11 protein-coding genes and 1 tRNA gene are annotated in these 13129 nt (G+C 63.9%); 8 read left to right on the forward strand and 4 right to left on the reverse strand.

Features of this window, described 5'->3' with window-relative positions; genetic code table 11:
- The first annotated feature begins 70 nt into the window (after positions 1–70).
- From ilvN to ACQY4T_RS07040, 3 genes are all read left to right on the forward strand, one after another.
- Positions 71–589, forward strand: coding sequence for an acetolactate synthase small subunit (ilvN, locus tag ACQY4T_RS07030; protein WP_428539306.1), 519 nt, complete (start codon positions 71–73; stop codon positions 587–589).
- 61 nt (positions 590–650) lie between these two features.
- Positions 651–1880, forward strand: coding sequence for an AAA family ATPase (locus tag ACQY4T_RS07035; protein WP_428539309.1), 1230 nt, complete (start codon positions 651–653; stop codon positions 1878–1880).
- A gap of 2 nt (positions 1881–1882) precedes the next feature.
- Positions 1883–2554: a hypothetical protein gene (locus ACQY4T_RS07040; RefSeq protein WP_428539312.1), complete on the forward strand. Its 672-nt coding sequence runs from the start codon at positions 1883–1885 to the stop codon at positions 2552–2554.
- Positions 2555–2720: 166 nt separating this feature from the next.
- Here ACQY4T_RS07040 and ACQY4T_RS07045 read toward each other — a convergent pair whose 3' ends face one another.
- Positions 2721–4205: a hypothetical protein gene (locus ACQY4T_RS07045; RefSeq protein WP_428539315.1), complete on the reverse strand. Its 1485-nt coding sequence runs from the start codon at positions 4203–4205 to the stop codon at positions 2721–2723.
- A gap of 233 nt (positions 4206–4438) precedes the next feature.
- Here ACQY4T_RS07045 and ACQY4T_RS07050 point away from each other — a divergent pair, with 233 nt between their 5' ends.
- Positions 4439–4675, forward strand: coding sequence for a FitA-like ribbon-helix-helix domain-containing protein (locus ACQY4T_RS07050; protein WP_428539318.1), 237 nt, complete (start codon positions 4439–4441; stop codon positions 4673–4675).
- Positions 4662–5045, forward strand: a complete 384-nt coding sequence (locus ACQY4T_RS07055; RefSeq protein WP_428539321.1) for a type II toxin-antitoxin system VapC family toxin — start codon at positions 4662–4664, stop codon at positions 5043–5045. Before ACQY4T_RS07050 ends, ACQY4T_RS07055 begins: the two co-directional genes overlap by 14 nt.
- Positions 5046–5130: 85 nt before the next feature.
- Here the strand turns inward: ACQY4T_RS07055 and rutA are convergent, their stop codons facing one another.
- On the reverse strand, positions 5131–6192 hold the full coding sequence (gene rutA / locus ACQY4T_RS07060) for a pyrimidine utilization protein A (protein ID WP_428539324.1): 1062 nt from the start codon (positions 6190–6192) through the stop codon (positions 5131–5133).
- Between the two features lie 223 nt (positions 6193–6415).
- On the opposite strand from rutA, the gene ACQY4T_RS07065 reads away from it, so the two are divergent.
- Both ACQY4T_RS07065 and ACQY4T_RS07070 read left to right on the forward strand, forming a co-directional pair.
- Positions 6416–8125 (forward strand): GMC family oxidoreductase, encoded by a 1710-nt coding sequence (locus tag ACQY4T_RS07065; protein WP_428539327.1) that lies wholly within the window; start codon positions 6416–6418, stop codon positions 8123–8125.
- A gap of 78 nt (positions 8126–8203) precedes the next feature.
- A tRNA-Lys gene (locus ACQY4T_RS07070) sits at positions 8204–8279 on the forward strand.
- A gap of 44 nt (positions 8280–8323) precedes the next feature.
- Here ACQY4T_RS07070 and ACQY4T_RS07075 read toward each other — a convergent pair.
- Together ACQY4T_RS07075 and ACQY4T_RS07080 are read right to left on the reverse strand one after the other, a co-directional pair.
- On the reverse strand, positions 8324–9070 hold the full coding sequence (locus ACQY4T_RS07075; protein WP_428539330.1) for a sulfite exporter TauE/SafE family protein: 747 nt from the start codon (positions 9068–9070) through the stop codon (positions 8324–8326).
- A gap of 5 nt (positions 9071–9075) precedes the next feature.
- On the reverse strand, positions 9076–11115 hold the full coding sequence (locus ACQY4T_RS07080) for an NAD(+) synthase (RefSeq protein WP_428539333.1): 2040 nt from the start codon (positions 11113–11115) through the stop codon (positions 9076–9078).
- Between the two features lie 257 nt (positions 11116–11372).
- Between ACQY4T_RS07080 and ACQY4T_RS07085 the strand changes: the two genes are divergently transcribed.
- Positions 11373–13073 carry a hypothetical protein gene (locus tag ACQY4T_RS07085; RefSeq protein WP_428539336.1) on the forward strand — a complete coding sequence of 567 codons (1701 nt, stop codon included), beginning with the start codon at positions 11373–11375 and terminating at the stop codon, positions 13071–13073.
- Positions 13074–13129 lie beyond the last annotated feature (56 nt).

Consider the following 13129-nt stretch of genomic DNA (forward strand, 5'->3'; position numbering starts at 1 on the left):
ATCCGGGGTCGCGGCCAGGCCTGGCCTCGCGCGCCCGGGTTTTTTGTTACCTTCTCATTTGGTTTCGACGATGCCCAGCCCTTCTGACACGACGCAGCGGAGCGCGACCATATCGGTCCTTGTGGATAACGAGTCCGGTGTGCTGGCGCGCGTCATCGGGCTGTTTTCCGGCCGCGGCTACAACATCGACAGCCTGACGGTGGCCCCGGTCGATGCCGCCGGGCTGCGCAGCCGCATCAATATCGTTACGTCCGGAACCAGCATGGTGATCGAGCAGATCAAGGCCCAACTCGACCGCCTGGTTCCGGTGCACCGGGTCGCAGACCTGACGATGGACGGCCCGCACGTCGCCCGCGAACTAGCGCTGGTCAAGGTGATCGGCGCCGGTGAGCAGCGCGTGGAGGCGCTGCGCATCGCCGATACGTTCCGCGCCCGCGTGGTGGACACCACACTCGGAAGTTTTGTATTCGAACTGACAGGGGCGGTCGAAAAGATCGACGCGTTTATCGAGTTGATGCGCGATCTCGGGTTGGCGGAGGTGTCCCGCAGCGGGATTGCCGCGCTGGCGCGTGGATCTCGGGTAATTTGATGTTGACGCTGCGTCAATGCCGCGTGGTTCCTATAATCACCCGAAAATCCAAGGGGTTGCGGTGGCACTGATCGAAGGCTTCCGGGTGCAGAACTTCCGTTCGTTGCGCGATATCACGCTGGGAAAGCTGTCCGGCAGTGCCGAGGCAAAAGTGCTGACACCGCTGACGGTGGTGATTGGGAAAAACGGTGCCGGCAAGAGCACCTTGTTTGATGCGTTCGGGTTTCTTGCCGACTCCCTAACGAGCGGCGTGGAGGCAGCCTGTGATAGAGAGCAGCGGGGCGGCTTCGAACGTCTGCGGTCCAGCGGCATTCAAGAACCGATCCGATTCGAGATCTATTATCGTGAGGCGTTGAATCAGCGCCCAATCACCTATGAACTGACGATTGATCTCGACGAATCTGGTCGCCCGTTCGTCTTGTCGGAGGTTCTGTTGCAGCGGCGGCATCGGGCGCCGTATGGCCGCCCGTTCCCATTTCTACGTTTATCGCGTGGAACCGGCCAGGTATGGGCGGGCGAGGACGCGCTTGAGATCGAGGGTGAGGAGTCCAACGAACGCATGCCGGTTGGGCTGACCGACATGCGTCAACTCGGCATCGCTACGCTGGGAACGCTTCGCGATCATCCTCGCATCAGCCGTTTCCGCGACTTTCTTAAAGGCTGGTATCTATCATACTTTGATCCCCACGCCGCTCGAGGTTTGCCGGTCGCCGGGCCGCAGGCGCACCTGAACTTGCACGGCGATAACCTCGGCAACGTCGTTCAGTTCATGCAGCGAGAATACAAGGACCGGTTTGATTCGATTCTGCGGCGTATTGCGGACCGGATACCGGGCGTAACGACTATCGATACCAAGGTCACAGACGACAAGCGGGTTCTTTTGCGTTTCAGCGACGCAGGATTTCAAGACCCGTTCTTCGCGCAGCAGATGTCTGACGGAACGCTGAAGGTGTTTACCTACTTGCTCCTGCTGGAAGACCCCGATCCGCCACCTTTCATTTGTATCGAGGAGCCTGAGAACGGCCTCTACCATAAGCTCTTGGATACACTCGCACGTGAGTTTCGGGCGCATGCCACGGGAAGGCGAAATGCGCCACAGCTATTCGTGACTACCCACCAACCCTATTTCGTCGATGCCCTTGCTCCTGAAGAGGTTTGGATACTCGAGAAGGGGCTCGACGGGTTCTCAACCATCCGCCGGGTCTCCGACCTTCAGGTTGTAGAGAATCTGGTTGCTGAGGGCCTGCCGCTGGGCGGTCTTTGGTATAGCGACTACCTCGATTCGAGGTAGTCATGCACATTGAGATCCTGACAGAGGACAGTTCCGGCCAGCGCCTAGTCGAACATCTCATGCCAAAGCTGATTGGACGGTTTGGCGAGCCACATTCATGGCGCTCTCACGCTTATCGCGGCATTGGTCGCATACCGAAGGGCTTATCGAGATCGGCCGATCCGCTGAGGCGCATGTTGCTGGATCAGATGCCTCGCCTGCTCCGCGGTTACGTCAAGACCCCGGGTGTAGATGCGGTGGTCGTGGTGTTGGATACTGATGTTCGCGACTGCAGGACGTTTCTGGCGGAGTTGCAATCACTTTCGGCATCGTGCGATGCGTCGCACTTGGCGTTGTTCCGCCTCGCGATCGAAGAGACCGAGGCTTGGTATCTTGGGGATCGTGCTGCGCTGCAGCGTGCCTATCCAAAGGCAAGGATGCGCACTCTGGACCATTATGTGCAGGACTCCATTTGCGGCACCTGGGAACTTGTCGCGGAAGCAATCCACCAGGGCGGCGCGCGCGCCGTCCGACAGGCTGGCTGGCCATTGCCGGGTCAGATCAAGCATGAATGGGCGGACCGGATCGGGCCGCTCCTGGACCCGGAGACCAACCGCTCGCCTAGCTTCGCCAGGTTTCGCGATGGATTACGGCGGCTAACGGGCGCACCATCGCCGAATAGCAGACTTGCCTAATGAATTGGATGAATACCAACGCAGTCGGCCGTTGCCTCATGCGCGATCTCGGTCTCACCGAAGTCTCCCGCAGCGGCATCTCTGCCTTGGCCCGCGGCAGCAAAGTCACCTGAAACCCCGGCGGCCATGGCGCCCGCGCGCCCGTGCTCAGCCCGCGCGCCGGTGCTCATCCCGTGCCGCGCGTCGGCACCACCGCGATGTCCACCGACGGGCGCAGCTTGGCGCACACTTGCAAAACCTCGTGAATATTGCTGGTCAGAAACTTATCGAACGGCGTGTTGTCCTGCACGGCGTTCTGGTCGATCGCAGGAAAAGTCTGCTGCTTCAGGATGTAGTCGAACCGCGCCGCCCATTTGCGGGCGCCCAGCCTGGCCGTGGTCGAGCAGTTGTCGACCATGTAGGAGACACCCTTGTAGTCCATGTAGGGGTTGAGCGAGTCCACCGCCTCGATGATCGATTCGTTGGCGATCTCCGAATACGGATGCCCCCGATCCTGCAGCAAGTCGACCTGCGCCATCATGCAGGCGAGGTAGACGCCGGCGGTCTCGGCATTGATCGGCGCGTAGTTGCGGCCCGTGTTGGCCCGCACCTTCTCGCCCACCGTCCACATATCTGTGCTGTCGATCTTGCCCATCGGATAGGTGGCGTGCCGGCGGGTGGCGTTGATCACGCTGCGCACCTCGTTGCCGGAGGCCACGTCGTCGTAGATCTCCTCGAGGATCTCGCGGCAGGGATGATAGGCGGCGTTGTAGGCAGCACGGAACGCCGCCTTCTCGTTGTCGTCGAGTTGCTCGTAGACCGCTTTCAGGCCGGAGCGGGAAATCGTCTTGCTGATCGGGCCGGTGATCGACTCCGAGGTGTTGAGGTACGCGTCATCCTTCGCCATGCCCTGGCCGGTGTAGCGGGCGTACAGGCTCTCCGCCAGGCCGTGCACGGCGCCCAGCAGGATGCCGCGCTCCCCGAAGATATCCGACTTATACTCTGATTCCAGCGTGGTCTCGAAGGTGTAGGGCGAGCCCAGCGCGACCGACCAGCCAAGCGCGTAATCGGTGGCCTTGCCGTTGACGTCCTGGTGCACCGCGAAACTGGCGTTGATGCCGGCGCCGTTGACCTCACGTCCCTGCTCATACAACCGCCGCACCGAAGGGCCCATGCCCTTGGGGCAGACGGCAACGACGTTGATGTTCTTCGGGAAGTCATCGCCTTGGGCCTGCAAATGGGACAGCAGGAAGCCATGGCTCAGCCCCAGCGTCGCGCCGGGGCGAAAGGCGCCCAGGATCTTCTTGTAGTTCTCGGCGAAAGCCGCATCGGAAATCAGCAGCAGCGCCATGTCGCTTTCGCGAATGACCTCGTACATCTCCCCCAGCGTGCCATTTGCCTTGGTGAAGCCGACCTGCTCGGCCTCCCGCATCGAGGACGAGCCTTCGCGCAGGCCCACTTTGACGCGGATGCCGCAGCCTTCCAGCGACTCACGCAGGTTCTGCGCCTGGGCCGGTCCTTGCGAGGACCAGCCGATGACGCCGATCTGCTTGATGCCGTCGAACGCCTTCGACAGCAATGGGAACAGGTGGCGGCCGCCGGCGACGATGGTTTCCTCGCGGTCGGCCATCTTGACCACACGGGTTTCGAATACCTTGGAGGTAAAACTCATCGGCCGGATCCTTAAGCTCAGGCATGGGTTACATCTTTGGCTGCGCTCAGTGCAGGGGCGGCGGAGTGCAGTCAAGCGCAAAAGGCGCCGACCTGTCCTGACATTCGCCTGACGGCACATCGACATTGCGCCAACGATCGGGCGGCTAAGTCGAACAAACCCGGTGGCGGTCGCTTGAATACTGGCTTGCCAGTGTGCTATCCGGGCATCCATCCTGGAGCCAGTTCAGAACCATGCCGTTGAATCTGTCGATCAAGAATGTCCCTGATCGCGCTGTGCAAGGCCTGCGCGAGCGCGCCGAACGACATCATCGGTCGCTGCAAGGCGAATTGCTTGCGATCGTCGAGGCTGCCGTTCAAGAGGACCGCCCGGCGACACCGGCGGAAATCCTCGCCGAGGTACTCCGGCTTGGGCTGCGCACGCCCAGCGAGGCAACCGCCCTTATCCGAGCGGATCGTGACCGAAGTTAAGGTGGTGGATGCCTCTGCCTTGGCGGCTTTGCTGTTCGCTGAGCCTGAAGCAGAGGCGGTGGCGGATCAGCTTGGGGACAGCCGCCTGGTGGCCCCCGCCCTACTCGGCTTCGAATTGGCCAATGTGTGCCTGACCAAGACCCGCCGCCATCCAGAGCGGCAGCCGGCGCTGACCGCAGCCTTTGCACTTCGTCATCAATTCAGCATCGAGGAAGTGGTGGTGGATCACGACGCGACCCTGGCGCTGGCCGGACGGACTGGGCTGACCGCCCATGATGCCAGTTACCTTTGGGTGGCGCGGCAGCTTGGAGCTGAACTGGTGACGCTTGATCGGCGGCTGGCGACGGCGGACGCCGCATCTCGCGGGTGATCGCCGCTGCGTTGCGCTGGCGCGGAAACTGCGTGCCGCACGGCTGATCGGTCTGGAAAATTGGCGACCCCAGGGGCCACCCAGATCACTTTCGACTAGCCATCAGCGGCTGGATGCGCTGGCCGAAATTCTCCATCCCCAGGATGAAGTCGTCGAACGTCAACATCACCCCGGCGAGGCCCTCGACGGTTGCCAGTTCATCGAGCATGCGGGCGACGGTGGCATAGGACCCGACCACGGTCCCCATGTTGAAGTTCACCGCCGAGACCGGGTTGATCATGCTTTGCGCGGTGCTGCCGGCATCGGCCTTGTCGTCGTTGCCGGCCTGGGCGCCGAGCCAGCTCAGGGCATCGAGGTCCTTGCCGGCTTTGTAGCACTCCCATTTGGCCTGCGCGGCGGCATCGGTTTCGTCGGCGATCACCATGAACAGGGCATGGGCGCCGACATTCCGCCCGGTCTTTGCCACCGCCTTCAGCAGCCGGCCGATCGTGGCGCTGCATTTCGTCGGCGTATTGACGCCCTCGCCGAGGCAGAAGTTGAAGTCGGCGTGTTCCGCCGCGAACGCCATGCCGACGTCGCTCTGCCCGGCGGAGACGATCTTCGGAATTACCGACGGGCGTGGGCTGAGCTTGCAGTCGGTCATCCTGAAATAGGCGCCCTTGTGGTCGGACGTTCCGGTTTCCCACAACTGCCGCATCACCGTCACGTATTCGGCGCTATACTCGTAGCGACGCTCGTAGTGCTGCTGTCCCGGCCATAGGCCCATCTGGGTGTATTCGCCCTCGGCCCAGCCGGAGACGATGTTGATCCCGAACCGGCCCGGCGCGATGCTGTCGATGGTGGCGGCCATGCGCGCCGCGATCGCCGGCGGCAGGGTCAGCACGGCGGAGGACGCGTAAAGCTGGATGCGCTGCGTCACCGCGGCGATCCCCGCCATCAAGGTGAAGCTTTCCAAGGCATGGTCCCAGAACTCGCTCTCGCCGCCGAAGCCGCGCAGCTTCACCATCGACAACGCAAATTCAAATCCATACCGTTCGGCCAACAATGTGACGTCGCGGTTGAGCGCGAAGCTGGTGTTGTACCGCGGCGAGGTCTTGGAGATCAGCCAGCCGTTGTTGGCGATGGGGATGAAGACGCCGAGGTCCATGTGTCGTGCTCCCGTTGTCGATCAGCTTTCTGCAGGTGCATGCAACGTGCCATTGGGCAACGTGCCATGGGGCAACGTGCCGCCGCATGGCACGTTGGGCGACGATGCGCCATGGACCCTCGTGGCGTCGGCAATCGGCCACATCGCCGCGGCCAGGTCTTGTCGATCCGCTTCACCGGGTTGATCCTTCGGCACAACAGTCAGGAGGAACGAGGTGCCATCGATGACGTTCGACGTGATTATCGTCGGCGGCGGTTCCGCCGGGTCGGTGCTGGCCAACCGGCTCTCGGCGCGCAGCCAGAACAAGGTGCTGCTGCTGGAAGCCGGCCAGGATACGCCGCATGGCAAAGTGCCGGCCGCGGTGCTGGATTCCTATCCCGGAACCGCCTACCTCAACCCGAACTACACTTGGAACAAGCTGAAGGTCACCACCGAGGTGATCTCGCACAACAACCCCGACGAGCAGGCGCCCCCGCTGCGAACGTACGAACAGGCGCGCATCCTGGGCGGCGGTTCTTCAATCAACGGCCAGTTGGCCAATCGTGGCGCCCCGACCGATTACGATGACTGGGCGGCAAGCGGGGCGGCCGGCTGGGACTGGAACGGCGTGCTGCCGTATTTCAAGAAGGTGGAGCGTGACATGGACTTCGACGGTCCATGGCACGGGCGCGAAGGGCGCATCCCGGTGCGGCGCATCTTCCCCGACCTCTGGCCAGAACACGCCAAGGCGGTCGGCCGCGCGTTCGAGCAGTCGGGCTGGAAATTCATCCAGGACCAGAACGCGGCGTGGGAGGATGGTTATTTCCCGATATCCATCTCCAACGCCTATGAACGCCGGGTCTCGGCCGCGATCGGCTACCTCGATCCCGGCACGCGATTGCGCGAGAACCTGACGATCCGCACCGATAGCCAGGCGTCCGAACTGATTTTCGATGGCCAGCGCTGCGTCGGGGTCAAGGCGGTGGTCGCCGGCAAGGCCGAGGAATTCCGCGGCCAAGAGGTCATCCTGTCCTGCGGTGCGATCCATTCGCCGGCGCATCTGATGCGCGCCGGCATCGGGCCGGCCGCGCATCTGCGCGAACACGGCATCGAGGTCCGGTCCGCGCTGCCCGGCGTCGGACAGCGGTTGCAGGACCACCCCGCCGTCGCGGTCGCCGCCTTCATGAAGCCGCATGCCCGCATCGTCAACGACTATTCGAGGCGCCACATCTACACCGGGCTGCGCTACTCCTCCAACCTGGCGGGCATTCCGCCCGGCGACATGTTCACCGTGGTGACCAGCAAGACCTCCTGGCACGCGGTCGGCGAACAGATCGGGTCGTTCATCATAACGGTCTACAAGACCTACTCGGAGACCGGGTCGGTCCGCCTCCGATCGTCGAATTGGTCCGATGAGCCGCAGGTGGATTTCAATCTGCTGTCAGACCAGCGCGACCTGGAGCGAATGATGGATGGTGTGCGCCGGTTCGCCGCGATGCACCTCACGCCGATGATGCAGACCGTGATCGAGGACCCGTTCCCCGCCAGCTACAGCGACAAGGTGCGCCAGGTGGGATTGCACAGCCGTAAGAACAAGCTGATCACCGACGTGCTGGCCAAGGCGCTGGATGGGCCGGCCAGCTTGCGCAAATACCTGATCAAGAACCTGGTGATGGAGGGCGTCACCCTGCAGGACGTGCTGACCGACGACGACAAGCTGGAGGCGTTCGTCCGCAAGGCCGCGGTGGGCGTGTGGCACGCGTCCTGTACCTGTCGGATGGGCGCCGATGGCGACCCGATGGCGGTGACCGATCCGGCGGGGCGGGTGCGGGGGGTGGACGGGCTGCGTGTGGTCGACGCCTCGGTGTTTCCCGCGGTGCCCTGCGCGAACACCAATTTCCCGGTGCTGATGACAGCCGAGAAGATGGCCGACGCAATCCTGGCCGGGGCCTGAGGTCGGCGCCCCGGGGGTCGGCGGGGGCGGGGGTTGCATTGCGGGGCAGGCTTGCTAGAAACCGGCCCTCGCGAGTGCGGGCGCATAGCTCAGTTGGTAGAGCAGCTGACTCTTAATCAGCGGGTCGTAGGTTCGAACCCTACTGCGCTCACCAGTCGCCCCGTTAGGCGATATCGACAGCGCGATCACGCCACTCCTTCAATACCTCCGCGCGAAGAACACCACGGTGACCGTGGCACTCAGCGCCACCACGAACCAGCGCAGCACCGTCGGCGGCAGATGCCGAGCGAACCGGGCGCCGTAGTAACCGCCGGCAATGGCCGACACCATCATCGCCGCCATCTCCGGCCAGCGCACCGCGCCGGCGGCCGCGAAGCACAGCACCGCCGACCCGTTGGCGGCGCTGACCAGCAAGGTCCGAGGCGCTGCCATCGCCGCCAACGGCGTGCTGTCGATCAGCATCCAGACCGCCATCATCATCAGCCCGATTGCGCCGCCGAAGTAGCCGCCATAGACCGACAGCACGAACTGGATGGTCAGGAACGCCGGGCGTCCGATGCGCACGTAGCGCCGCAACCGATCACCCAGATGCCGGCCGCCCAGAAACGTCAGCGTCGCCAGCAGCAACAGCCACGGGATGACCAGATCGAACATGCCGCCGGGCGTCACCAGCAACAGGATAGCCCCCAGCATCCCGCCCGCGACACTGATCGCCAGCAACAGCTTCAGGCTGATCCCGGCGATGCCGCGCAAATCGTCGCGGTAGGCCCAGGCGCTCGCCATCGTGCCCGGAAACAGCGCAACCGTGCTGGTTGCATTGGCAGCGATCGGCGGCAGCCCGACCAGCACCATCACCGGGAACGACACGAACGACCCGCCGCCGGCGACCGCATTCATCGTTCCGGCCAGCAGGCCTGCCAGGACCAGGAGAAAGAAGTGCTGCACGACACTTACGGCAACAGCGGCACGTTCTGTTCCAGTTCGGCCAGCCACGCCGCCGCGTTGCCATCCGACGGCGCCCGCCAATCGCCGCGCGGCGACAGCGACCCGCCGGCGGAGACCTTCGGTCCGTTCGGCATCGCGCTGCGCTTGAACTGGCTGAAGCCGAAGAACCGGGTCAGAAACACCCCCATCCAGTGCCGGATCTGTTTCAAGTCGTAGCCCACCCGCAGGTCGGCGCGAAAATGCGCCGGCCATTCCCCGCGCGCCGGGTCTTCCCATGCATGCAACGCCAGGAAGGCGATCTTCGACGGCACGAAGCCGTAGCGCAGGATGTGGAACAGGGTGAAATCCTGCAGCGCATACGGCCCGATCTTGGCTTCCGTGCTCTGCGGTGTCTCGCCCTCCACCGTCGGCACCAGTTCGGGCGAAATCTCCGTCGCCAGGATCGCGTCCAGCGTGCCCAGCACGTCGTCGGCAAAGCGCTTGGTGCCGATGATCCAACGGATCAGATGCTGGATCAGCGTTTTCGGCACCCCGCCATTGACGTTGTAGTGGGCCATCTGGTCGCCGACACCATAGGTGCACCAGCCCAGAGCCAGTTCCGAGAGGTCGCCGGTGCCGATCACCATGCCGCCAAGATGGTTCGCAATGCGGAACAGGTAGTCGGTGCGCAACCCCGCCTGCACGTTCTCGAAGGTGATGTCGTAAACCGATTTGCCGCTGGCATAGGGGTGCCCGATATCAGACAACATCTGTTTCGCTGCAGGTTTGATATCGAGTTCGCTCGCGGTCACGCCCAGCGACTTCATCAACGCCCAGGCATTGCTCTTGGTGTGATCAGACGTCGCGAACCCCGGCAAGGTGTAGCCCAGGATGCCGTCGCGCGGCAGTCCCAGCAGGTCGAATGCCTGCGCACAGACCAGCAGCGCCTGGGTCGAGTCCAGGCCGCCCGAAATCCCAATCACCACCTTTTTCAGCCCGGTCGCCCGCAGCCGCTGCGCCAGCCCGGAAACCTGGATGTTGTACGCCTCGTAACAATCCTGCTCCAGCCTCGCCACGTCCGCCGGCACAAACGGAAAGCGCTCGACCGTGCGGCGGAAACCGACGTCGCCGCCGGGCGCCCCAACGGCAAAACCGATGCGGCGAAACGCCCGAGCATGGCGACGGCGGTTGGTATCGAACGACCCCATCTGCAAACGCTCCTGGGCCAGCATGCCCAGATCGATATCGGCGATCGCCGCCTGATCCGCCACCGGAAACCGTTCGGTCTCGGCCAAAGTATTGCCGTTCTCGAACACCGAGGCCTGCCCGTCCCACGCCAGGTCGGTGGTCGATTCCCCGGCCCCCGCCGCGGCATAAAGATAGGCCGACAGACAGCGGGCGGACTGCGACCGGCACAGCAGCCGGCGAGTCTCGGCCTTGCCGATGGTGATGTTGCTGGCCGACAAATTCGCCAGCACCGTCGCCCCCGCCACCGCCGCCTCCCCGCTCGGCGGATTGGGCACCCAGACGTCCTCGCAGATCTCGGCATGCACCACCAGGCCGCGCAGGTCGGAGGCCTCCCACAACAGATCGGTGCCGAACGGCGCGGTCCGGCCGCCGAGGGTGATCGAACCGCCGTCAGAACCATCACCGCTGACGAAGTGCCTGGGTTCATAGAACTCGCGATAGTTCGGCAGGTGGATCTTCGGCACCACCCCCAGCAGTTCGCCGCGATGGATCGCCAGGGCGCAGTTGTACAGACTGCCCAGGTGCCGCAACGGCGCCCCCACCAGCAGCAGCGGCATCAGCTCGATCGACCCGGCGATCAGCGTCTCGATCGCAGTCTCGACCGCATGCAGCAGCGTGGTCTGCTGCAACAGGTCGCTGATCGCGTAGCCGGAAATGCCCAGTTCCGGAAACACCGCCACGGCAACCGACTGACGGTCGCAATCGGCCGCCATGCGCAGGATCGACTGCGCATTGGTCGCCGGATCGGCCAGCGCGGTTCGGGTGGTGCAAGCGGCGACACGGGCGAAGCCGTGGCGATACAGCGAACGAAAACTCATCCCCGGGCCCAAGCAATGTCTTGCATAATATGGCCCCGAACGATCCCCGGCGCCATCCGGTGTCGAAGCCGATCTTCCAACCCCGAGCGGCGAGCCCAGGCCCTCCGATCGGCGCCATTCCGTTGCAGAACGATTGCCAACACCGCTGGCGGGAATGACTAAAAACTTAGTCTTTTTGTCATCAAATCGCCGCCGACCGAATTTCGGCCTGATCGTAGGTTGCCCGCTCTTGCGTGCACCCACGGTCTGAGGACTCGATGCCCAAAGCTACCTGCCTGAAGTATGCCCTGCCGTGCGCCGCCGCTATTGGGGGCGCCTTCAACATCCAACCCGCGGTAGCCCAGACCGACTCCCAGATCCAGGCGATTCAGCAGCAGATCAAGGGGCTGCAATCGCAGTTGAACCAGCTCAAGTCCAACCTGTCGACGCGAGACCGCGAGTTGCGCGCCGCGCAGCAACAGGCCAGGGCAGCACAGCGGCAGGCCGCCGCGGCCTCGGCCCAGGCCGCCCAGGTCGCCGCCACCCGGCCCCCGGTCGCTGCCGCTCAATCTCCACTCGCCGCCGCTCCGTCCCCGGTCGCCGCCGCTCCGCCGGAACCGCCGTTGCCGCAGGGCGCATTCCGGGTCGGCGGGTTGACCGTCACGCTGGGCGGGTTCGCCGCCGCCGAAGGCCTCTACCGCTCGCGCAACCAATCCTCCAGCGTCGCCACCAATTTCGGCAGCATCCCGCTGCCCAATACGCCGGCCTACCATACCCCGGAGTATCGCGAGACGGCACAGCAGAGCCGCCTGTCGATACTGACCGAAGGCCAGTTGGATGAGGCACAGAAACTCACCGCCTATGCCGAGACCGACTTCCTCAGCGCCGGCACATCCTCGAACTCCAACGAAAGCAGCAGCTACACCCTGCGCCTGCGCCAGTTCTTCGGCGCCTACGACAACACCGATTGGGGCCTGCATGTGCTGGGCGGGCAGGCCTGGAGTCTGGCGACGATGTACAAGACCGGCCTGGTGCCGCGCCAGGAACAGGTCCCCTTGACCATCGACGCGCAGTACGTCGTCGGCTTCAACTGGGCCCGCCAGGCTGAAATCCGCGTCGCCAAGGATTTCGACAACCACAAGATCTGGCTCGGCCTGTCACTGGAGTCGCCGCAGACCACGTTCGGCAGCTCCGCCGGTCCGAACTGCCTCACCGGCGCTGGCGCCACCACCGCGGTCGGCGGAGGCACGCTGGAAGACACCCAATGCGGCGGATCCAACGTCAATTCCATCCAGGCCTACAGCGCCAACTACGCCCCCGACGTGATCATCAAGGCCGCCGCCGATCCAGGCTGGGGCCACTACGAAGTGTATGGACTGCTGCGCTTCCTCGACGGCCGCGTCTCGTTCGCCAGCACCGGGTCGGGCAAGGGATACGAAACCACCGGCGAGGGCATCGGCGGCGGCATGATCCTGCCGCTGATACCGAAGATGCTCGACTTCCAGGTCAGCGGCCTGATCGGCCAGGGCATCGGCCGCTACGGTTCGGCGCAGATCGCCGACGCCACCTTCTCCCCCACCGGCAAGATCGAGCCGCTGTCGGAGTACTCGATCATGGGCGGCTTCGTCGGCCATCCGATCCCGGCGGTAGACATCTATGCCTATGGTGGTGCCGAGGGCGCCAATCGCAAATCGTTCTCGGGCACCGCCGGCTACGGCAATCCAGCCGCCAACCTGTCCGGCTGCGAGCTGGAACTCGGTTCCTGCAGCGCGGTCACCTCCAACGTCGTCGAAGGAACGCTCGGCGCCTGGTGGCGGGTCATCAAGTCGCGCTACGGCACGATGCAGCTCGGCGCCCAGTATGAATATGTGAACCGCAACACCTTCTCGGGTACCGGCGCCACCAGGGGCAGCACAGTCTCGCCGTCCGCTGACGAAAACATCGTCCTGTTCAGCCTGCGCTACTATCCGTTCCAGTAGCTTAAGGGGCGATCGCTATTGGTGATATCACCAAACGCGTGAATCGCCCTCTTCGA

It is taken from the genome of Rhodopila sp. (assembly GCF_965277825.1).
Classification (GTDB): Bacteria; Pseudomonadota; Alphaproteobacteria; order Acetobacterales; family Acetobacteraceae; genus Rhodopila.

Coding starts and splice junctions, on each gene's coding strand:
- ACQY4T_RS07065 (WP_428539327.1), top strand. CDS start 6,416: ATGACGTTCGACGTGATTATCGTCGGCGGCGGTTCCGCCGGGTCGGTG.
- rutA (WP_428539324.1), bottom strand. CDS start 6,192: ATGGACCTCGGCGTCTTCATCCCCATCGCCAACAACGGCTGGCTGATC.
- ilvN (WP_428539306.1), top strand. CDS start 71: ATGCCCAGCCCTTCTGACACGACGCAGCGGAGCGCGACCATATCGGTC.
- ACQY4T_RS07050 (WP_428539318.1), top strand. CDS start 4,439: ATGCCGTTGAATCTGTCGATCAAGAATGTCCCTGATCGCGCTGTGCAA.
- ACQY4T_RS07085 (WP_428539336.1), top strand. CDS start 11,373: ATGCCCAAAGCTACCTGCCTGAAGTATGCCCTGCCGTGCGCCGCCGCT.
- ACQY4T_RS07040 (WP_428539312.1), top strand. CDS start 1,883: ATGCACATTGAGATCCTGACAGAGGACAGTTCCGGCCAGCGCCTAGTC.
- ACQY4T_RS07045 (WP_428539315.1), bottom strand. CDS start 4,205: ATGAGTTTTACCTCCAAGGTATTCGAAACCCGTGTGGTCAAGATGGCC.
- ACQY4T_RS07080 (WP_428539333.1), bottom strand. CDS start 11,115: ATGAGTTTTCGTTCGCTGTATCGCCACGGCTTCGCCCGTGTCGCCGCT.